At 52.3% G+C, this 20878-nt stretch carries 20 protein-coding genes and 1 pseudogene; 7 read left to right on the plus strand and 14 right to left on the minus strand.

Annotated elements, in window-relative coordinates:
• Nucleotides 1–54: 54 nt before the first annotated feature.
• From MOQ67_RS09470 to MOQ67_RS09480, 3 genes are all read left to right on the plus strand, one after another.
• A complete protein-coding gene (locus tag MOQ67_RS09470; RefSeq protein WP_104903667.1) occupies nt 55–339 on the plus strand; it encodes a hypothetical protein in 285 nt (94 codons plus the stop codon).
• Between the two features lie 131 nt (nt 340–470).
• Nucleotides 471–764: an integration host factor subunit beta gene (ihfB, locus tag MOQ67_RS09475; RefSeq protein WP_104903666.1), complete on the plus strand. Its 294-nt coding sequence runs from the start codon at nt 471–473 to the stop codon at nt 762–764.
• 21 nt (nt 765–785) lie between these two features.
• The gene (locus MOQ67_RS09480) at nt 786–1028 is read left to right on the plus strand and encodes a LapA family protein (RefSeq protein ID WP_104903665.1); all 243 of its coding nucleotides are present in this window, start codon (nt 786–788) and stop codon (nt 1026–1028) included.
• A gap of 64 nt (nt 1029–1092) precedes the next feature.
• Here MOQ67_RS09480 and MOQ67_RS09485 read toward each other — a convergent pair whose 3' ends face one another.
• From MOQ67_RS09485 to MOQ67_RS09535, 11 genes are all read right to left on the minus strand, one after another.
• On the minus strand, nt 1093–2109 hold the full coding sequence (locus MOQ67_RS09485) for an MraY family glycosyltransferase (RefSeq protein WP_104903664.1): 1017 nt from the start codon (nt 2107–2109) through the stop codon (nt 1093–1095).
• A complete protein-coding gene (locus MOQ67_RS09490) occupies nt 2106–3065 on the minus strand; it encodes a UDP-glucose 4-epimerase family protein (protein ID WP_104903663.1) in 960 nt (319 codons plus the stop codon). Before MOQ67_RS09490 ends, MOQ67_RS09485 begins: the two co-directional genes overlap by 4 nt.
• 2 nt (nt 3066–3067) lie before the next feature.
• Nucleotides 3068–4246, minus strand: a complete 1179-nt coding sequence (locus MOQ67_RS09495) for a glycosyltransferase family 4 protein (protein ID WP_104903662.1) — start codon at nt 4244–4246, stop codon at nt 3068–3070.
• Nucleotides 4247–4253: 7 nt separating this feature from the next.
• Entirely contained in the window at nt 4254–5900 is a 1647-nt protein-coding gene (locus tag MOQ67_RS09500; RefSeq protein ID WP_232925547.1) for a heparinase II/III family protein, read from the minus strand.
• 49 nt (nt 5901–5949) lie between these two features.
• Nucleotides 5950–7788, minus strand: coding sequence for an asparagine synthase (glutamine-hydrolyzing) (gene asnB, locus MOQ67_RS09505; protein WP_198717416.1), 1839 nt, complete (start codon nt 7786–7788; stop codon nt 5950–5952).
• The gene (locus MOQ67_RS09510; RefSeq protein ID WP_198717417.1) at nt 7788–9407 is read right to left on the minus strand and encodes an O-antigen ligase family protein; all 1620 of its coding nucleotides are present in this window, start codon (nt 9405–9407) and stop codon (nt 7788–7790) included. Before MOQ67_RS09510 ends, asnB begins: the two co-directional genes overlap by 1 nt.
• Nucleotides 9408–9428: 21 nt before the next feature.
• A complete protein-coding gene (locus tag MOQ67_RS09515; RefSeq protein ID WP_158683860.1) occupies nt 9429–9890 on the minus strand; it encodes a serine O-acetyltransferase in 462 nt (153 codons plus the stop codon).
• A 2-nt stretch (nt 9891–9892) separates the two neighbouring features.
• Nucleotides 9893–11137, minus strand: a complete 1245-nt coding sequence (locus MOQ67_RS09520; RefSeq protein ID WP_448675919.1) for a hypothetical protein — start codon at nt 11135–11137, stop codon at nt 9893–9895.
• Nucleotides 11138–11269: 132 nt separating this feature from the next.
• Nucleotides 11270–12535, minus strand: a complete 1266-nt coding sequence (gene wecC, locus MOQ67_RS09525) for a UDP-N-acetyl-D-mannosamine dehydrogenase (protein WP_104903658.1) — start codon at nt 12533–12535, stop codon at nt 11270–11272.
• A 3-nt stretch (nt 12536–12538) separates the two neighbouring features.
• Complete coding sequence (wecB, locus tag MOQ67_RS09530) at nt 12539–13672, minus strand: non-hydrolyzing UDP-N-acetylglucosamine 2-epimerase (protein WP_198717436.1); 1134 nt, start codon at nt 13670–13672, stop codon at nt 12539–12541.
• A gap of 394 nt (nt 13673–14066) precedes the next feature.
• On the minus strand, nt 14067–14207 hold the full coding sequence (locus MOQ67_RS09535; RefSeq protein ID WP_198717419.1) for a hypothetical protein: 141 nt from the start codon (nt 14205–14207) through the stop codon (nt 14067–14069).
• Nucleotides 14208–14716: 509 nt separating this feature from the next.
• Here MOQ67_RS09535 and MOQ67_RS09540 point away from each other — a divergent pair.
• Together MOQ67_RS09540 and MOQ67_RS09545 are read left to right on the plus strand one after the other, a co-directional pair.
• Complete coding sequence (locus tag MOQ67_RS09540; RefSeq protein WP_104904564.1) at nt 14717–16711, plus strand: polysaccharide biosynthesis protein; 1995 nt, start codon at nt 14717–14719, stop codon at nt 16709–16711.
• Between the two features lie 110 nt (nt 16712–16821).
• Complete coding sequence (locus MOQ67_RS09545; protein ID WP_104903657.1) at nt 16822–17154, plus strand: ComEA family DNA-binding protein; 333 nt, start codon at nt 16822–16824, stop codon at nt 17152–17154.
• A 107-nt stretch (nt 17155–17261) separates the two neighbouring features.
• Here the strand turns inward: MOQ67_RS09545 and MOQ67_RS09550 are convergent.
• Nucleotides 17262–17455: pseudogene (locus tag MOQ67_RS09550) on the minus strand (TetR/AcrR family transcriptional regulator); the annotation flags it as partial.
• Between the two features lie 119 nt (nt 17456–17574).
• Between MOQ67_RS09550 and MOQ67_RS09555 the strand changes: the two are divergent.
• Nucleotides 17575–18219: a GntR family transcriptional regulator gene (locus MOQ67_RS09555; protein WP_104903656.1), complete on the plus strand. Its 645-nt coding sequence runs from the start codon at nt 17575–17577 to the stop codon at nt 18217–18219.
• 15 nt (nt 18220–18234) lie between these two features.
• Nucleotides 18235–19083: an urea carboxylase-associated family protein gene (locus tag MOQ67_RS09560; RefSeq protein WP_104903655.1), complete on the plus strand. Its 849-nt coding sequence runs from the start codon at nt 18235–18237 to the stop codon at nt 19081–19083.
• 65 nt (nt 19084–19148) lie between these two features.
• Here MOQ67_RS09560 and MOQ67_RS09565 read toward each other — a convergent pair whose 3' ends face one another.
• Entirely contained in the window at nt 19149–19316 is a 168-nt protein-coding gene (locus MOQ67_RS09565) for a DUF2897 family protein (RefSeq protein ID WP_017848826.1), read from the minus strand.
• 110 nt (nt 19317–19426) lie between these two features.
• Complete coding sequence (gene eat / locus MOQ67_RS09570; protein WP_198717420.1) at nt 19427–20791, minus strand: ethanolamine permease; 1365 nt, start codon at nt 20789–20791, stop codon at nt 19427–19429.
• Nucleotides 20792–20878: the final 87 nt, after the last annotated feature.

The following is a 20878-nucleotide window of genomic DNA, read 5'->3' on the forward strand; positions in this document are numbered from 1 at the left end:
ATTATAGTCTTTGGATAAGCTATTCCCGTGCTGCTGATTCAGTAAGGATTTTCAATGAACAGGCTCATCTTAGTGTTCGCAATGGCCATGCTTGCAGGTTGCGCCGCCACCAATGCCAAGACTCACGCACGGCATGGCGTCAGTGGCATCGAGATCGACTGCTCAGGCTTGGGCTCCAACTGGGAGAAGTGCGAGAAGCGCGCGGCTCGAGAGTGCAAGATGCAGGGGTACAAGGTCGTCACAAGGTCCAGTGACGCCAAGGACGAGGAAGGGGATTACTTGTTCGGCTGGAACCCGGCAGGCGCCGTTACCCGCACGATGCTGGTGATCTGCAATTGAGCGCGTAAGCGCTTGATAGTGAAGTCGATCTGGCGTGTAGATAAGTTATTGGATGGGCTGTTCAAATTCATCAAGTCATGCTAAAACCTTTGAAGCGCTTTTCCTAGCTGCTTGAAAAAGAAGGGAAAAATATGACGAAGTCGGAGTTGATCGAACGAATTGTCACCCATCAAGGGCTGCTCTCATCCAAGGATGTGGAGCTGGCCATCAAGACCATGCTTGAACAAATGTCCCAATGCCTGGCTACGGGCGATCGTATTGAGATCCGAGGGTTTGGCAGCTTCTCGCTACACTACCGCGCCCCGCGCGTAGGCCGTAACCCTAAGACCGGGCAATCCGTCAGCCTGGACGGCAAGTTCGTTCCGCATTTCAAACCAGGTAAAGAGTTGCGAGACCGGGTCAACGAGGAAGAGGACGAGGTTTGAAACTCGTTCAGGGAGTAAGTCATGAGTAGCTTCAAGCGCGTGCTTGGTATTTTGGTGATACTTTTGGTTTTGCTCTGCATTCTGGCGTTCGTGCTGGAGAACCAACAGGTGGTTTCTCTACGGTTTTTTGGATGGGTCGTGCCACAGTTTCCAGTATCTGTCTTTATCGTGGCTGCCTTATTTCTCGGTATGACGGTGGGCCCTCTGGTTGGTTGGATTGCAAGCCGTACTATAAGAGCGCGACGCCGCAAGCATTTGGCTTGACTGCGTAAAGTGACGTCGCTCTGCTCATATAGAGACGAGAAGGCGGCTGCCATCCCGGAGTCGATCAGCAAATCTCTTTAGCTCCTGCCTTGAACTTTACCGCTAACGCAACTAACGGTAGATAGGCCAGAAGTAGCCCAATTACCCCATCCAATATGTTACCGCTGACCAGCAGTGCCATGGGGAGCAACCAACCAATATTGATTGCCGCCACCGTCAGGGTTACCGGCAAGTGTTTGCCAAACTGGCGTGAAGCAAATTGGTAAGCGTGGCTGCGATGTGCCTCATAAACTTTTTCCCCCCTCAACAAGCGGTGCAGCAAGGTCCAAGTGGCATCGGTAATAAACACGCCGAGCAGGATTAGCCAGCTCCAAAGGAGCTGCGGCGCAGTCCAGGCTGCCTGTAATGACAGTATCCCCAGCGTGACTCCCAAAAAGCCACTGCCGGCGTCGCCCATGAAGATGCGCGCTCTAGGAAAGTTCCAATACAGGAAGCCCGCAACCGCAAATGCCAATAGCAGCGGCAGCAGCGCCAAACGATCATATCCGGCAAGCCAATACAGCAGAGCACTGCTGAGACCGACACAAATTGCTTCGACGCTGGCTATGCCATCAATTCCGTCCATGAAATTGTATAGGTTTAACAGCCAGACTAAATAAACAGCCGCCAACACATGACCGACCCAGCCAAGGTCGATTGAAAACCCTAGTAGTTCCAGCGGCGGAAGTCCGCCAACCCAGAAAAGTACCCAAGCAGCCGCAATGAAATGCCCGAGTAGGCGCCAGCGAGCACCAATATGGCCATGGTCGTCAAGAAACCCCAATACTGCGATACCGGCACCGGCGCCCAAAAGCGCCCAGGCAAAAGACCAGGCGACGGCACCCAGGTTTGCAGTCAGTACCAGGGCAAGCAAAAAGCTTATAACGATCGATACTCCGCCGCCTCTGGGGGTCGGTACGACATGCGAACTGCGCGCGTTGGGTATATCGATCAGGCTTCTGGCGAGTGCGTAATGGCGCAAGGCACCTGTCAGAATAAGTGCGACAAGGGTCGCAGCCGGTAACAGCCACCACATATTCATTTAGCGTGTAGTTCCAAAAAATGTTTGCCTGTTTTACGCAGTGCGTCATCCACGCTGCACGGTGGTGTCCATCCCAAGAGTTCGCGAGTCTTGGAGATATCTACTTGTAGAGAGCCACATAATCGTTGTGCGAGAGCCCGTCGCCCCAATATGGCGGCTCCGGCTTCGAGCATCCAGGCGGGTAAGGGCAGCAGGTGTGCGGGCTTCCCGATAGCCTTAGCCATACGGCGTAACAACGTTGTAGTCGAGAGATCCTCGCCATCACTCACTAAAAAAGTTTGGTTTGCTGCAGCAGAGTGTTCGACACAGGTCACTATCAAGTCAACGAGGTTATCCAGAGCGACCAGGCTGCGTTGGTTATCGATAGCGCCAAGCGGCAATGGCAGGCCCTTATGCAGCCAGCGCATCATGCTGAGAAAGTTCGCCTGCACGCCGGGGCCATACACAAGAACGGGACGGATTATCACAACCTCCATCCCTGTTTCGTCTGCTAAGGCACGTAGACCGCGTTCGGCCTCCATCTTGGAGATACCATAAGGGTCGGTTGGCGCCGTCGGACCATCAGCCGTGTAAGCCATGCCCCCCGTGGTGCTTTCTCCGTTAACTTTGATTGAGCTGATGAAGATGAAGCGTTTGACGCCGGCATCGGCGGCTTGCCGCGCCAAATGGAGGGTTCCATCAACATTGACCCGGCGGTATTCGACTAGCGGGTCGGCTGAGTTGTCACTCATGACGTGTACACGAGCCGCCAAATGGATCACTAGATCTTTGCCAGCCAGCAATGGCTGCCACTTCTGATCTGCGGACAGCCCGCTTATCTGAACCTGGTCAATGTGCAGATCAAACTCTGCATTCAGGTTGCGCATGGCAGCGGTGATGTTGTGTCGTCGTGCCAATAATGGGGGAACTAGACCACGACCAACGAAACCGCTCGCTCCTGTCAGGAGGATTTGCATGATCAAGTAGTCTCTAGGAGTGAAAGAACGTCTTCTGACATTTCACGCATGATACTACTGCGATCGAAATGTTCTACGAAGGCATGGCGGGGGCTGGTCGCGATAGTCAAGGTTTCGAGGGCCTTTACCCCGGCGGCGACATCGCAAGGCTCAAAGACAGCCGCGTTTTCGATATGCATGGAAACAAAATTCGCCGCATAACCGGATATGCCGGCCCAGATCGGCTTGCCCAGCGCAGCGTATTCGAACAGTTTCGACGGTAAAACTTTGCGAAACGCATCATAGTCGTTCAAGTGTAGAAAGAGCACATCCGCAGACTGATAAATCTGAATCAACTCATCGCGCTTGACGGGGGTTAATAATTCAACATTAGTACATCCTTGCGCCGTAATGGCTTCTCTTAGAAGCGCCAGCCGGCCTCCGTCACCGATTACCCGAAATCGCAACACGCCTTCGAGCTGTTTTGCTAAAAACGGGACGATATGATGTAGGCCCTGGCCTTCACCAATGTTCCCGGCATAGACGACGTCCATCACCTTCGGCGAGCTAACTGTGGTTTCCAACGGCTGGGCGCTCAAGAACTCGCTGTCGATGCCGTTTGTAAAAAATGAATAGCTCTGGTCTGGATAGCGTGATTTGAAGTACGGATAAAATCCTTCAGAAACCAGATTCACCTTTTTCGCTGAGGTGATGGCAAATCTTTCGAGTAGCGAAAGTATTGGCTTCATTAGCCAAACCAGTTTCTTCGGTAAAACATCTTTGATCGTATCAACAAAAATATCGCGAATGTCTAAATAAAGCGGAGCTTTTTGTTTGCGTGCGATGAGGGCGCCCAGCACTGCCGTCATAAGGCGTGAAGAGGTGGCATAGACAAGGTCATGGCGCTTGTCTTTTATTATTTTGCGCACAGTATTTGCGTAAACCAGAAAAGCCTTGGCTTGATCAATCATTCCGCTTTTGTGGGCGGGCAGGGCGACTCTTCGCACCGTCAGGCGAGGATGCTCTTCCAGTTCCGGCGCTGCGCTAGTGAAGGTGCTATAGCGGTTTGGCAGGGTTGTAATCAATTCGATATGAGCATCCACTGGCAGTCGCTTGAGCAGCGCGTCTACCAACGCGGTTGAGCGAAAGGAGCCCGCCGAAAGGTCAGGTTGGTAATAGAAGCTCAAAATTAAAAGTTTCAAATAAACCTCACCAGGTTATACGAGTGCTCAGCACGGTGGATGACAGTTCAGCAATGATGCATTGGTTTGGAATTGATTCACCGAATGCTGGATGCCACGTAGTAGAAATCAAGCTGACACTTTTCGCGCCTTGTACGGTAGCGACGGCGACCTGACCTCCTGGGAGCGTTAACGTAAAGGTGTCGCCATTTTGAATAATCTTGACTTCGGGGTGTACGTAGAGCCTGGCTAATGCTCGGTTGAAATCGCCTGTGACCGAATCGCGGATTTGTAATTCGCCCGGTGTAGCTATCCATTCACGCGTGTGCAGATTTTTGCCTTTCAATCGCTGGTAGCCATCGTGGCTGCTGCGAATACGCACGGCGTTTTCATTTTGTTCGATCAAGCTCAGTGTCGTTCGTGCTCGGCGTGCGACCCTGAAGCCTGCCCATACTTCAGATGAGTTTTCATCATTAACGTCGACTGTATTGTGTGCCGCAGTACTGCGTTGGCGATGACGTTCGGAGTCTTCACCGTATTGCGAGGTTCCGGAGTTAACGAACACTCGATGCCCAAACAAACTGAGTTCGAAGCTCAAGGTGTCCGCGTGGGTATGTCCGGGTTGATAGTCGGGGGCTACTTGTGTCAGGTTCAAAAGCGCCTTGCTGGCGTCACTGAAATTAACCGCCACGTAACCACTTTCGATATGATGTTCTGCGTAAACAGCCAAGGGCTTTGGCTTGTTGTTCGCTGGTAAACACCCCAGTTCGCTGGCATACATTTCAATATTGCCTAATGTTGGGGCAATACCCAATGCCGAGTCGTTAAAAAATGGTATATCTCCATCCGGGTGCTGGAGGCTGCGCAGCCAGACGATGCCCTTTTTAATAATTTGTTTCCACTCGGGAAGGCGTGTTCTTAGTGTTGGTATTGCAGTATGAGTGGCTAAATTCACTAAGTCACACATGTCCCAAAGCAAGGATGCGTGGTACATGGGGGATAGTTCAAAATGCGCGCCATCAGCCAAAAACTGCTCTTTGACCTCTGTGTCCAGTATCTTCAATCCGGCAGATTGCCAACGTTCAGCATCTGCGCCATCTAAGAAGCAGCCGCCAAATAGCAGCGCCTTACCATTCACAAATATATGGTTGGCGAGGATGTGGTGTTCAACCTGCTTTGAGAGTGCATGGCATTGTATGGCCAGGCTATCCAGCCACTTCGGCTCAAGGGTGGGCTGCTGATTGAACCATTTAATGAGGTTCACAATGCGCAGTGAAAGTGTATAAGGCTCCCAGCCGCAACCTGCATAGGGTGGGTTGCCGGCAATCCAGCTGTTTACCAAGGTTCTATCAAAATCAGGTCGTGTGCGGTCTGATGACACGAGGTGATCAAGGTAGTGCAGGTTGTACTGCCAGATCTTCGGGCGCTGTTGATTGTTCCACTCAAACGGTGCTTTAAGGCCCATAAATTCAAACTGTTCGTCAGCTGTAAAGTGCGAAGAACTCCAGTGCGGTGGATTAGCTAAGCCGAAACTCATCCGTTTGACAGGTGTGGGGGCAGTAAAAGAACTGATTTTAGCGTAACGGTAATACAGTCGATAGAAAATCTGCTTCATCCGCAACAGTTTTACCGTATGGTAGAGCTTTAGTAGTCGATGCATTAACGTATTGCCCATGAGAACCACTTGAATAGTGAGAAGTCAGATTGATTGATTTTAGTGATGCTCATGGAAAGTTATGTTTTAGCCAGCGTTCGAAGTACAACACCTGCCATAGCTTGTAGGTGTTATTGGCGGTACCCCTGAAATGGTTTTTGACCAGTTTCTCTACTTCTTCAGGTCGCAGGTAAGCATAAATACGTTCGAACTCTGACAGCAGGCGTTCTGAGCCAATGCGACGGATAATGCCATCGAGAGGGGGGTTGAATCCGGTTTTTGGACGATCGACAAGTGAGGCGGGTAGCAGGCTTTTTAATAGAGTCTTAAGTGGCGCCTTGGGATTGCCGCCTTTCAACAAATCGGCACTGGAGGTCGCCAAGCCTTTCGCAACGATTCGTTCATCCAGCAGTGGAACGCGCAGCTCAATACTGGCGAGCATGCTGGCTTTGTCAGATACGCTGAGGTTATGACTGAGAAAACCTGTCAGGTCAAAGTGTTGTGCGAATTTTACCTTGTCTGCCGGATCGCCACTGTAATCAAGGAGTACGGCGTTCAAGCGTTGTTTGTAGTGGCACTCCAGCCCCGCAAAATCGCGGAAAAAGCCCTTGAGTTCTTGGCGCGAAAAATATCCCAGCATTCGAGAATAGGCCAGAGGCCAATAGCTTTCTTCGGCATAGGAAACCAGCCGCTCAAATTTCTTGTCAAGTTGCTTGGGGAATAGCTTCAGTTTCAGCAGCGCGTTCAAGACCGGGTAGAGCAGACGGATCAACCGGTGATGCTTCAGGACCTTGTAGCGTGGGTATCCAGCAAATGCTTCGTCTCCGCCCATTCCACTGAGCATCACTGTGTATCCGCTCTTCCTGGCTTCAGCCGATAAGCGGTAGGTGGCCCAGAAGGTGTAATCGGATACCAGCTCTTCTGTATTCGCGGCGACAAAATCGATCGACTCGAAAACATCATCTTTTGAATCAAGAATCTCTGTGACGACCAGCTTTTTGTGCAGGTAATCGGCGATTTCAGCTGAAAACCTCATGTCGATGACGGAGTCATCCGTTGCTTCGTACTTTGCAAAAAAAAGATCTGCTTCACCTGTGAAACTCGCCAGTATGCTCGAATCAGCGCCACCACTGAAAAATACACCGACTGGAACGTCTGCTTCCAATTGCCGCGTGACAGCGGAGCATACATTTTCTGCAAGGCTCTGTTCTGATGTGTAGCTCGTTATGGTCTGGTGCCGCCGCGTCCTGCAGTCGCCGGTCAATAGATCGAACTCAAGGTAAGTCCCCGGCATTAGCTTTTTGATAGCTTTGTAGCCGGTGTTCGGCTCGTAGAGGAAGCCGTTGTTGAAGAACTCAAAAACGTCGTCATTGTCGATCTCAGTTACGACGTCCGAATAACACTTGAGGCCACGGATTTCGGAGCAGGCATAGATGCCATATTCGCCAGTGTAGCAATATACCGGCTTTATCCCGATCACATCCCTTACCAAGAATGTTTTCTGGCGCGGTTCGTCCAGAATGACAAATGTATACATTCCTTGTAGACGTTTGAAGGCGTGGTCCCCGTGCGCTACATACAATTGAAGGATTACCTCGGTGTCGGAGGTGCCATTGAATGTGTAGCCTTGTTCGATCAACTGGTTACGTAGTTCATGATGGTTAAAGATTTCTCCATTGAATACGATGCTAATTCCATTGCCAGTAAACATCGGTTGGCTGCCAGTTGCCGAAAGATCCAAAATGCTGAGTCTATTATGACCAAGTCCAACTTGGTGGTTGGCAATTTCGGCGAAATAGGTGCCGGAAGCGTCTGGGCCACGATGCTTGGTGGCCGCGAGACTCGCTTGCAATTGGTCTCGTAGCGCAGGAGTATCGCGTTTAACCGCAAAAAAACTTAAACCGCACATTAAACTGGTTGCTCCCTATTTTGTTGGTCAGTAACTTTATTTTTTATGGCGTGTTCGGTTGCTGAACATTGGGGGGTGTTCAATTCCGTGTTTTTTGCGCTGTCACTGATTTTTTGCATAGGCCATTTTTGCGCATAAATTAATCCCCATGCTGTGGCGAGCAGTATGTTGAAAGAGATCAATCGAAAGACCGCAAAAAATAATCCATATATAGCCATGGTCATGACGGTTATGCGAATAACTGTCAAATAGTTGGGCTCGGATTTTAGAGTGGTCAGTTTGTACAGGGCGGGGCCCATGATAATGAGTGTGTAGGTCAGGAGTCCTAGTACTCCACTCACCATTAGCATATACAAAGGCCAGTTGTGTATGTATCCAACAAGTTCTATAAGTGATGAGCCGTCAGGTTTTTCCCAGTGCATCTCATGCTTTACACCTATTCCATTACCGAATACGGGGCTGCTCAAAAACATGTCCCATGCAATTTCGTATTCTTTGACTCTAGATGCTACGTTGAAATCCTCTTTCTTTTTCGTGATGGTATTTAAAACGATTATTTCCGTGTTCTCTGGGGTATTTGACGAGATGGGGGCGGTAGCCATTGGCAGTGCTGCGTCGGACAGGGAATTCAAGCGCCCCAGCCAAGATTGATCCATACCGGTGGAGAAGATGAATACCAAGCCTAATACCAGTTGAGCGGTAATGTTGGCAGAAATTTTTACACGGAGATTTTTGTGAGTGACAAAAATATAGATTGAGAATAGAGCAATGGTAGCGACGCCACTGATCAACATGCTTCTCGTTAACGTGATCAGCACCGCTGTCAGGCAAAGCAATGATATGAAGGCACTCACCAGTGCGATATATCGGTTTCGCGTTAATGTGTTGATAACAAAACCTGCGGCCATTCCAGAAGGCAGCAGTGCATCTGTCGCCTGCGGTAACAGCATGGTTATCCGGTCCCGCAGGGGGCCTACGGTATTTGCCATATTCAGTGCGGCTTCCCGTGACAACCTTATCTGTTCTCCATCCACCAATACGGTCCAGTACGGTTGCCATATATCATATTGGAAATAGTACAAAACGATATGGCCTGCGCTCAATAAGACCAGTGCGCCGATCGAGGCGCCAATCCAATAAATATTTTTTTGCTCACCGTTGATAAGTACGCATACGGGCATGAGCGCAAATATAAATAAAAAGGGTGTAACGCCCCTGATCCAATCTTGTACAGGGACATGGTGTTTCATCGCAATCAATAAGTTGAGGCACAGTAACCCAATGCCGATCAAAAGTGGCCAGGCAAAGAAACGAAAAATGGATTTTATGCTTCGGATACGAAAAAGTCTGATAAAGGTGCTGACGAACACCGTTGCCGTGAGTGCGGCAAATATTAACTCTTGGGTACCTACGGATGGCGGCGCGGGGCGCAGCGCAAATACCAGCGGGAATAATGCCAATAAACCGTGCCATGGCGAAGCGGCGGCGGCCAGCACTAGGAACAGGCCTCCTAGTATGCCGATATAAAAAAGCACACCGGCATTCTGCGTAAGTAGAATAGCAACGCAGACTGACATTGCAATCATCAGGCTGCTTTTAAAGTAGTCACTGCCATTCATCGCGATGCTCCAATTGCCATATCAGGGGCGTATTGCCTTGTAGTCTGCGGACGTTTGTCCGACAATTCTGGCCGGAACTCCTACAACGATTGAGTTGTCAGGGATATCCTTTAGTACTACAGCTGAAGCGCCAATTTGACAGTTGTCACCGATTTTTATATCGCCAATGATCTTGGCGCCCGCTCCGATATAGCAGTTATGCCCAATGACCGGGCATCGATTGATCTCACTTGTTACATAACCTTCGGCAGCGCCAATCGTGATTCCCTGACCCAGTACACATCCGTCCCCCACTTTGGCATTCGCATGGAGCACGACCCCAATCGCACCGTAAGCGAAAATGGTGCCCTTTCCGATATTTGCCGAAACCGGGATGTACGAGTTGAACAACAGAAAGATCAGGTTGCGAACAAAGCCCGGCAAGACGGGGATTCGGCGCTGGTAGAACCAATGGCCTATTCGATATAGTTTCACTGCATTCACTGTCAAAACCTCAATGTGCGAAGATCAGCCAGTCGAAGCCGAAGCACTCCTGCTGCGATAATTGTAAGCGAACCCATATAAAGTACGCCCCAGATCAAGCTGATGTCTTTCATGATTACTGCAATTGGCGAAAGTAGTGCTACCCAGAAAACCACTGACAACCGGATTCCGGGTTGGCACATAACATGCAGAAATAACAGGTACGCCGAGAATCCTATAGCGTAAAAGAGCTCTGCCTGCTTAAGACCGTGAACAAAGAGAATCATTCCGGCCACTGCCAGGGGGGCAATGATCAGGTTGACGACGATGACCTTGCGATGAAGTTCGCAGGCCACTAGGTAGCGTTCTGTCACTACAGACCAGTAAAGCACAGGTAAGCAGGGTAGCATCGCTAAGTAGGCGGAATACTGGGGAAATAGCCAGCCGGCTGCGTAACCTGTCAGTCCTGCCAGAGCAAAGTACAGTAGCGCCGTTGACATGATGATTTTATATTGCTCCTGGCGCTGGCTGCCAGAAACGAAAGCGACGAATACTGCCCTGACATTGATGGGAAATAAACTTGTCGCCGATTGAATGATTGATACGATCACCCGGAAAAGTCCCAGATCTCGGACGGGAAGGCTTTTTGAAAGGATAAAAGGGAGGATATTGGTAAATAGATTGAATACCAGAGTGATGGATACCATTCTCGGTAGTAATACCACGACGTTTTTGCAAGTAGACAGTAGCCGTTTCCCCATGGGCAACCGTGCGCCATGACAGACCAGTACCGCAATCGCAAACAAGCAGGGCAGCAGGTTCGTCAGAATCAGCACATCAACGATGTTCAATGGCAATATTTTTTGGTAACTGATGAGAAGCGCCGAGAAAAACACACATAGGAAAATCATCAGATAGCCGACAATCCACCGTTGAAGGCGTAGGCCGAAGAGCGATAACAAGCATGTTGAACTGAGCAGCATCACGCCTAATAACAAAGGATTGCCGATGCTATCGATAAGATTCATCGCGCTGAAAAGTAGAAAAATCAACACCGCCATAAACAGTGAGGTGACGAGTATGTACTCGGCCTCCACGCTGGCAATGAGTTGTTCGTTGATGATGTCTAGGAGCTTCTGAAATAGAAATACCAGTACGTTAGCCTTAATAAAGGCGCCATAAGCTTCCAGGCCATACAGCCCTGGGATGACAAAATTGACAACTAATCCACTTAACAGTGTCAGCGCCTGAATCAGTAGATTGAACATGCTAAGACCTCGTCAAACTTATTACGACAAATGCTATTCCGCGAGTACCTGATGACCGCTATTGCGTCATCGCATAAGATCTGGCGGAAACCTGTGTTTTCCGCCAGACCATTATGTTTGAGCCTGATGCCTTCAGGCCCAGACGCCGCGGGTATCAATGACTTGTCGTGATGACAATTGGTCTTTTGAGATGTTCTTGAACGGACTGTGGTCCACAAGCAGAACAACGACATCAGCCAAGGACAGCGCGTTATCAATCTCGCTCAATGCTGCAAGACCGTTCAGGCGTTCTGGTATTTGTTCGATGTTGGGCTCCACCGCCAGCACGGTACCTGGGTGGTTTTTTGCGATTTGCACCGCAATTTCCAGGGATGGGCTTTCACGAAGGTCGTCGATGTTTGGCTTGAATGCCAGGCCCAGGCAAGCGATTGTCACATCTTTGGCTGTCTTGGAGGGATGCGCCTGCAGGAACTTACCAATCGCAAGCCTTACTTGGTCCAGTACCCATGTTGGCTTACTATCATTCACTTCGCGAGCGGTCCGGATCAGGCGCGCATCATCAGGTGTCTTACTGACAATAAACCAAGGATCGACAGCAATGCAGTGCCCGCCAACACCAGGGCCCGGTTGCAGAATGTTGACTCGCGGGTGGTGGTTGGCCAAGCGAATCAGTTCCCAAACGCTAATCTCAAGTTTTTTGCAAATCATCGACAGTTCATTGGCAAAAGCAATGTTCACATCGCGGAAACTGTTTTCAGTGAGCTTGCACATTTCGGCTGTGCGTGCGTCGGTAATGATGCATTCGCCCTTAACGAATGTTTGATATAAGTGCTTTGCGGCTTCCGAGCATTTTCTGGTCAGGCCGCCGATGATCCGATCATTCTCAATCAACTCTCGTAACACGTGCCCAGGTAGGACGCGTTCTGGACAATGCGCAATACGGATATCCGATGCTTCGCCCAGCGTCTGCGGGAAGCTCAGGTCTGGCCGTGCTTGCGCCAGCCACGCGGACATTTGCTCAGTGGCTCCCACAGGAGAAGTCGATTCGAGGATTACTAGGTCGCCTCTCTTCAGTACCGGGGCGATGGATTTACTAGCCGCTTTAATATAAGAGAGATCAGGCTCGTGGTCGCCCTTGAAGGGGGTCGGCACTGCAATCAGGAACGCATCGGCGGGTTCGGCGATGGTGGTCGCCCTCAGATAGCCTTCAGTTACCGCGGTGCGTACGACGATGTCCAAATCCGGTTCGATAATATGGATATCACCGCGGTTGATCGTGGCTACCGCTTGTGCGTTGACATCGACGCCGATAACTTTTTTCTTTCTTGCTGCGAAAACGGCGGCAGTAGGGAGTCCGATGTAGCCTAGGCCGACTACAGAAATAGTTTCAAAGCTCATGGATTAGCCTTTTTTGATTTGGGAAAGAGCTTCAAGGATCCGAGCGGATGCCTTTCCGTCGCCGTAAGGGTTGTGCGCGAAGCTCATCTGGTGATAAGCGTCAGGGTCCGTCAGAAGACTGCGCAGATTATTTGTAATGACCTCGATGTCGGTACCGACCAACCTGACGGTACCCGCTTCTACGGCTTCCGGGCGCTCAGTAGTGTCGCGCATGACCAGCACAGGTTTGCCCAGTGATGGAGCTTCCTCTTGTATGCCGCCTGAGTCGCTGAGAATCAGGTGCGAACGCTCCATCAAATAGACGAATGGCAAGTAATCCAGGGGCTCGATCAAATGAACATTTTGAATGCCCGCCAACAATCGATTGACCGGCTCGCGTACGTTTGGATTCAGGTGAACGGGATAGACGATCTGGACGTCAGGAAAGTCTTTGGCCGTTTTGATCAGGGCCTGGCAAATTTTCTCGAAACCGTCGCCAAAGCTTTCGCGACGGTGGCCGGTGACGAGGATGATTCGTTTTTCTTCACCCAGGAATGAAAACTGTTGGTGAAACTTCTGTTGCAGAGCGGGGCTGTTTTTGATTCTTGGCACAACCTCAAGCAGCGCATCAATAACGGTATTGCCTGTCACATGGATGCATCCAGCATCAACCCCTTCTCTCAGCAGGTTCTGCCTGGACGTTTCTGTAGGCGCGAAATGTACAGCCGCGAGCGCGCCGGTCAACTTGCGGTTGGCTTCTTCTGGCCACGGTGAGTAGAGATTGCCGGTGCGCAGACCTGCCTCGACGTGAGCGACGGGGATCTGGTGATAATAGGCCGCTAGTGTTGTCGCGAAGGTCGTCGCTGTATCCCCATGCACCAAGACGATATCGGGTTTGAACTTGGCGAAGACACCTTTCATCCCTTGTAAAATGCTGCTGGTGACATCAGTCAGATCCTGGCCCGACTTCATGATATTGAGATCGAAGTTCGGAGCGATCTCAAACAGGTTGAGCACCTGATCCAACATTTCGCGATGTTGTCCGGTTACGCAGACCTTGGCATCGAAGCGCTCGTCTGCAGCAAGTCTCAGCGCCAAAGGGGCCATTTTAATTGCTTCAGGACGCGTGCCGAATACACACAAGGTTTTCAAAATCATTGCCACACCAGTGTTAAAAATGAATTTCACCACACGCTTCTGTTAATCATGCGGCGGGGGAGTCGTAAATTTTTATAGTTCCTTGAACGTCTAAGCTTTTTTGATAACGTGTTTACTCACTTCTCTTCGCTGCTTTTTACATGACAGGGGGCGAACGCCTGCCTGTATTTTTTTCAAAAGCCCATCTAGAGCCCGTTTTGTGAGTCGACGCTGGATTCAGGGTTGCTGTAAGGGGTTTCTTACAGCTGGGTATTGCATTTGAATCAGCGCCCTCTTGTTGCACCCTTGCTGCGTTGCACATGGACTGGCATCGTTGGCATGGCTATTCGTACAAAATGACGTTTGAGGTCACGGATGCGTCTACAACGCATGTCTATCATTTTTTTGTGACGTTTCATTGCTGAATTTCTGATGTGATTAAGATTATAGCCTTCTTTTCCAATGGTTTTTCAAGGCCGTGATATTTCTGGCGGTTGGCAGTAGGGATTTGCATGGCGCCATCTTTTTTTGCAGTCAATGTGTTTGGAGCAATCACACTGCGCCTTAGGTGTCTTTGATTAAAGTAATAAAAAATGTAAATATTTCAGTTTTTTAATCTGATCAATTTAGACACTAGCATTACAGAGACTGGGGTGTGAATCCTAGTGCGCCGGTTATACTGGTTTTGTGTGACCGTCATCGGCGCGGGGGCGGGTAAGATGGACGAGTCCCGCGAGTGTCTCTGAGTTTTCCTACGCATGGATTGGCCTGCCAACAACGTGTACGTGCGCTTCGGGTCAGCCAGTCGGTTGCCCCTGGGTCAGGGAATGCAGAGGATTTGTGGTACAACCTGAGTATCATATCGGGATTGGATCTGTGGTGAGTCGTAAGGCCCAGCCTCGTTTCTGGTTCCCGTGCCGGATGAGCCTTTTTTGTGCTTCGGGTGCCACGCCTGTATGGCGCTTGTTCAGCACCGATCAATCATCGTAAATCGATTTTTGGCGGACTCAAGGGTAGCTGTTCATTTTTTGATTTTGGAAGACTGGAGAGGTGTTCGAGAGGGTCATGGATAAGGTAAGAGTTTTTTTATTGAATCTTCCGCGCCGACACAAGCGCATTCTGCAAGTGCTTGCAGATGTGGTGCTGGTATGGCTTTCGTTGTGGATGGCTTTTGTCGTCCGTCTCGGCATTTTCGAAATGAACGAGCCTGTTCGGCATCACTTGTGGCTGTTTGTGAGTGCTCCTATCGTCGCTGTCCCTCTGTTTATCCGTTTTGGCATGTACCGGGCGGTGATGCGCTATTTCGGCAATGATGCGCTTGTCACAATAATCAAGGCAGTCAGTCTTTCCTCGCTCATCCTCGGTATGTTCGTCTATGTCTATAGCAATCATCAGATAGTTGTCCCGCGCTCGGTTATTTTTAACTACTGGTGGTTGAGCATGATTATGATTGGCGGCTTGCGCTTGGCAATGCGTCAATATTTCTTGGGGGACTGGTTTACCGGAGTACAGCATGTTCCGTTCACTAGTCGCGATGACGGCTTGACGAAGGTTGCTATCTACGGTGCCGGTTCAGCGGGCAACCAACTGGTTGCAGCATTACGCATGGGCCGAGTCATGCGTCCTGTCGCGTTCATCGACGATGACAGGAGCATTGCCGGTCGTGTGATTTCAGGCTTGCAAGTGTTCAAGCCCAAACATATCGAGCAGATGATCGACGCCACAGGCGCACAGGAAATCCTGCTGGCGGTACCGTCGGCAAATCGGGGGCGCAGGCGAGAAATTCTGAGCTATCTTGAACGCTTCCCGCTTCATGTTCGCAGCGTTCCGGGCTTCATGGATCTTGCGAGTGGTCGAGTCAAAGTGGACGACATCCAAGAAGTGGATATCGCCGACCTGTTGGGGCGCGACGCCGTACCTGCTCAAGAGGATCTCCTCGAGCGTTGCATCGTCGGCCAGTCGGTGATGGTCACGGGCGCAGGTGGATCAATTGGTTCGGAGCTTTGTCGCCAGATCCTTGCACTAAAGCCCACGACGCTGCTGCTGTATGAGCATAGCGAATTCAATCTTTACAGCATTTTATCTGAGCTTGAGTACCGAGTCGCACGCGAGTCATTGCCGGTTAAGCTGTTACCGATGCTGGGCTCTGTGCGCAACGAGACTAAGTTGCTCGATGTGATGAAATGCTGGCATATCGACACGGTTTACCATGCTGCCGCTTATAAGCATGTTCCGATTGTCGAGCACAATATTGCCGAAGGCGTGTTGAACAATGTCATTGGCACGCTCAATACTGCCCAGGCTGCTCTTCAGGCGGGGGTAGCTAACTTTGTACTGATTTCCACCGACAAAGCTGTTCGTCCTACCAATGTGATGGGCAGTACAAAACGACTTGCAGAACTGGCATTACAGGCGCTCAGCCGTGAGAAAGCGCCGGTTATGTTCGGTGATAGGTCGGGTTTTTCCCGCGTCAACAAGACTCGCTTCACGATGGTGAGATTCGGTAATGTGCTGGGTTCATCAGGCTCCGTCATTCCGCTTTTTCACAAACAAATCAAGTCAGGCGGCCCTTTGACCGTCACTCACCCAAAAATCACACGCTATTTCATGACGATCCCCGAAGCGGCACAGTTGGTCATCCAGGCCGGCTCCATGGGGCTGGGCGGTGATGTATTTGTGCTGGATATGGGCGAGCCGGTGAAAATTGTCGAGTTGGCGGAGAAAATGATTCACCTTTCCGGCCTGAGCGTTCGTTCCGACAAAAATCCCCATGGCGATATCGCCATTGAATTCACTGGGCTGCGTCCTGGCGAAAAACTTTATGAAGAGTTGCTTATCGGCGACAACGTAGTCGCCACGCAGCATCCGATGATCATGAGTGCCAATGAAGACTTCCTGTCATGGGATGTCCTGAAAGGCAAATTGAGTGAGCTGCTTGCAGCGGTAGATGTGGATGATTACTCCCGCGTCCGCCAACTCTTGCGTGACACCGTCAGTGGTTACTCTCCGGATGGCGAAATTGTCGACCTGATCTATCAACGGCACCGGCTTGAACCCTGAATTCACACGCTGTAACGCAGCCATTTTTGACTCTCTACGCACATCACCTAAGTTAGAGAAGCAGCTTTGGAAAAGCTGCTTTCACTCATTGATGTCATGGAGCGTCACTCATGCCAAACGCTTATTTTTCTTCCCTCGTTTTCGCCCTCCTTGCGAGCATCTCGGTAGCAACTACCGCGGCGCCTGCGATCACGCCCGAGCCCGCTACCATCCGCTCTGGCCAGATGAACCCGGTGGAGCAGTCCACCAAGGTCAATCTCAACGCTGCAGATGCTGAAGCCTTGCAACGTGATCTCCTGGGCATTGGCGCCGCAAAGGCGAGGGCTATCGTTGCTTACCGCAACAGCAACGGCCCTTTCAAGGCGCTTGATGAGTTGTTGGAGGTTAAGGGGATCGGCAAGGCACTGCTGGAGCGGAATCGCGACAGGCTAGCGATCAACTAAGGGGGCAGCGTTCGCCGAGGAGGCCGGTTATTGACCGGCCTTTTTATAGTGCAATAGCTGCGCCTTCAAACGTTCACGTACCCGCCCATGATGCGCGTCGCCAATTCAGCGCTCTCGACACTTCTGCTCAGCACCCCTTCATCCTTGGATTTGAGATGTGTGCATAGAACCCGCCATGGGTCAGGTTCAGTGCTTTCATCAAGGGCGGCAGGCCGGTGGCGCCGACGCCATCGCGGCAAAAGCAAACGGAGGCTTCCTTGATGATGCGGGTTAGAGCGTTGTGGTCGTGTGAATAGCGCATAGCCTGCCTCGTAGACGTGCCGACATGTTAACCAAGCTGAACTTTTACCCCCGGGGTGGCGTTGGCATGAAAAGTGATTACTGATACAGGGAGGATTGTTCAACAATCGTGAGGTAACGATGACACTCAGCTTGTCCTTAGCCGACCAGATCGCCCTGGAACTGCGTGCCGACATCATTGGTGGCCGACTGTTGCCGGGAATGGCATTGGTCGAAGCCGAGCTGGTCAGGGCCTATAACGCATCGCGCAATACGATTCGTGAGGCGTTGCACCGTTTGGAGCGGGAAGGGTTGACGCGCTATGTGCGCAACAAGGGCGTGGTGGTTCGTCGGTTGGAGCGCGAAGAGGTGCGTGATTTATTTGTCGTCCGCCGCACGCTCGAATTGCAGGCCATTGCCCAGAGCGGTGCGTTCACCCAGGATCAATCCGAGCGTATGCAAAACGCCATCGAGGCCACCGCGCTGGCCCGGGAGCGTGAGGACTGGCGTGCGGTTGCGACCCACAGCCTGTTGGTGCATCAGCAGATTGTCGGGCTGATGCGCAGCCCGTTGTTTGACGAGTTTTTCGCCCAGGTGATTGCGCAGTTGCGTCTGGTGTTCTGCGCCGCGCCCGATGAGCAGCGTTTCCAGTCGCCCTGGCTGGAACGGGACCTTGAGATCCACACGTTATTAGCCAATAACAACAAGCTGGCGGCCGGGGAGGCGATGAGCCTGTACCTGGATGATTCAGAACGGCAGTCGTTGGCCCTGTTTACTTTCCCTTGATCGAGGATTTGCCCCATGTACAAAGACTATCCAGCCGCTTACCAGGTCAGCAAGGGTTCGGCGTTGCAGGTCGACACCGCGTTTTACGAACGTATCCGTGAGCGCAAGGATCAACGCACCTTGGTCGAACAGTTCGAGGTGCCGATTCGCACGGGCAGGGCGTGGAAGGTGCTGGCCGGGCATGTGTTCCGTGTGACTACGCCGGTGGGGCCGCAGGTGGGCGACTTCAATGTGTGGAACGCCAACGACCCGCGCGAACGCCTGTGGGCCGCGCGCACGCGCCAGTTACAGGGCGCGCATGTCAGCACCCATGATCGGTTGTGGTCTAACCTGCCGTTCCTGCGGCCGCTGGTGACCATCACCGATGACAGCCTGGCCAGCTACGGCATCGATGAGCACGGCGGGCGCCTGCATGATTTGCTCGGTACGCGCTGCGATCCGTATGTGAACCGCATGCTCACTGGTGAAGATTTCCATCATCACTGTCACTCGAACCTGACCCGTGCGGTGTTGCCTCACGGTCTGACGGAATTCGACGTGCATGACGTGCTGAACATCTTCCAATGCACCGGCCTCAATCACGACGACATGTATTTCATGAAAGCCTGTCCGGCGCAGAAGGGCGATTACCTGGAGTTTTTTGCCGAGATTGATTTGTTGTGTGCGCTGTCGACCTGCCCGGGCGGGGATCTGTCGCTGCCGATGTGGGGCCCGGATGCACAGGACCCGCTGACGGTGTGTCGTCCGCTGGGGGTTGAGATTTATCGATTGGAAGAAGAGTTGCTGAACGGTTGGAGCTCGCCTGCGCGTGCTGCTTATAAGGGGCTGCACGGGTTGCAGATTGCCAAGGCGGATTGGGAGTAACCGGGGGAGGGGGCTGCTTCGCAGCCCAACGGGAGCAAGCTCCCTCGCCACAGGGGCAAACCAGGTCAGCGGTCCTGCGAGTCCTTGGCATCCGCCTGCGCATTGCGCTCGGCCACGCGTTTGCGTTGTTCGTCGGTGAGTTCCACTTTGTTGGCGCTGTCACGCAGCATCAGCAGCCCGCCGACGATCGACCCGATCGCAACCACCATAATCAACCATGCATACCACGGCATAACGCTCTCCTTGAGGCAGATTGCCGTGGGAGGTTTTTCCCACGGTAATAACTGCTTTGAGTTACAGGCTTTCTGAGTAGTTCAGTGTAGGCCTGTTCCGCCTCAAAACCTTAGAGCCCGGTCAACATTGCATCTGCCGGTGCCGCGGCGCGGTCGTGCGCGGTCATCTGGAAGTAGATGAAGCCGACCACCATGAAGCCGAGGAAGATCATGCCGATCAGTGCGTTGAACCAGGCCATGGCCACCAGGCACACCACCGCCAGCACCAGCGCGATGCCCGGCACGATTGGGTAGCCCGGAGCGCGGAAGGTGCGTTCCAGCAGCGGTTCGGTCTTACGCAGTTTGAACAGGCTGAGCATGCTCATGATGTACATCACGATGGCGCCGAATACGGCCATGGTGATCATTGCAGCAGTCAGGGTCATGCCGCCCAGGTTGATCAAACCGTCGCTGTAGATGGCGGCAATACCGACCACGCCGCCAGCGATGATTGCCCGGTGCGGTGTATGAAAACGCGACAGCTTGGCCAGGAACGACGGCAGGTAGCCGGCCCGAGCCAGGGCGAAGAATTGGCGCGAGTAGCCAAGGATGATGCCGTGGAAGCTCGCTACCAGCCCGAACAGGCCGATCCACACCAGCATGTGCAGCCAGCCGGAGCTTTCACCGACCACGGTTTTCATCGCCTGGGGCAGCGGGTCGTTGATATTCGACAGAGTGCGCCAGTCGCCCACGCCGCCGGCGAAGAACATCACGCCCATGGCCAGGATCACCAGGGTCAGGATGCCGCTGATGTAGGCTTTCGGAATGGTGCGCTTGGGATCTTTCGCTTCCTCGGCCGCCATGGCCGCGCCTTCGATGGCGAGGAAGAACCAGATCGCGAAGGGGATCGCCGCGAATATTCCGGCAATCGCCGGGGCGCCGAAGGTGTCGGAGCCGGCCCAGCCATTGAGGGCGAAGTTGCTGAAGCTGAACGCGGGGGCGACCACGCCCATGAATACCAGCAGTTCGGCGACGGCGAGTACGCACACCACCAGTTCGAAGGTGGCGGCGAGTTTCACGCCGAGGATGTTCAGGCCCATGAACACGATGTAGGCGCCGACGGCGGCGTGTTTCGGATCGAGTGCGGGAAACTGCACATTCAGATACGCACCGATGGCCAAGGCGATAGCGGGTGGGGCGAACACGAATTCGATCAGGGTCGCCAGGCCGGCGATCAGGCCGCCTTTCTCACCAAACGCGCGGCGGCTGTAGGCAAAGGGCCCACCTGCGTGGGGAATGGCGGTGGTCAGTTCGGTGAAACTGAAGATAAAGCAGGTGTACATCGCGGCGACCATCAACGAGGTCACCAGGAAGCCCAAGGTCCCGGCCACGCCCCAGCCATAGCTCCAGCCGAAGTATTCCCCGGAAATCACCAGCCCGACCGCGATGCCCCACAAATGCAGGGTGCCCAAGGTGGGTTTGAGTTGTGTGTTCATCGTATTGCGCTCCCTGAACCGGTTGGAATGATTCAAGGTGTTGCAGCGGCCATGCCAGCCTGAGAATCATTGTCGTAAAGCTGCGCT

The organism is Pseudomonas sp. LY-1 (genome assembly GCF_053502595.1).